The 503-nt window shown below is 44.7% G+C and carries 1 protein-coding gene; it reads left to right on the top strand.

Translation table 11 applies throughout. The features are described from left to right. Positions 1–503, top strand: a 503-nt coding sequence (locus PMIT1303_RS00480) for a calcium-binding protein (RefSeq protein ID WP_369818690.1), incomplete at both ends; no start/stop codon positions are given.

Raw genomic sequence — 503 nt, 5'->3', positions numbered from 1 at the left:
GATGGCCTCAATGAAGGAGATTCAGTAGGCAGATTTAAAAGCGATAAAGGATCACCACGTGATCTCTTTATTACCTATCAAGGAGGAGATGGTAATGACATTGAGCTCTATACGAAATCACTCTTTGGTGTCCTTCCTAAGAGCTTGCGTGAACCAAGAATCATTGGTTCTGCTGAAAATGATTTATTGTCTGGAACCTCTGCAAACGAAGTGATCTTTGGTGCTAATGGTGATGATGTTTTGTTAGGGCGCAGTGGAGATGATCACGTCACTGGAGGCAATGGTAATGATCGGCTTGATGGCGGGTCTGGAGATGACAAACTCAAAGGAGATCGTGGTGCTGATACCTACACCCTGAGTCGTGGTGATGATGTGATTATCGGCTTTTCATTCGCTGAAAACGATCGCATCTCTGTTGCTAATGGAGTTGAGCTTTCCTTGACGCAAGTTGGAGATGATCTATTGCTCACAGCAGATGGCATACACACCACATTGCTGGATGT

Origin of the sequence: Prochlorococcus sp. MIT 1303, from assembly GCF_001631965.1 — a bacterium.
Taxonomy (GTDB): Bacteria; Cyanobacteriota; Cyanobacteriia; order PCC-6307; family Cyanobiaceae; genus Prochlorococcus; species Prochlorococcus marinus_D.
The sequence above is the reverse complement of the archived record's forward strand: the minus strand, read 5'-3'. Positions and strand labels throughout refer to the sequence as shown.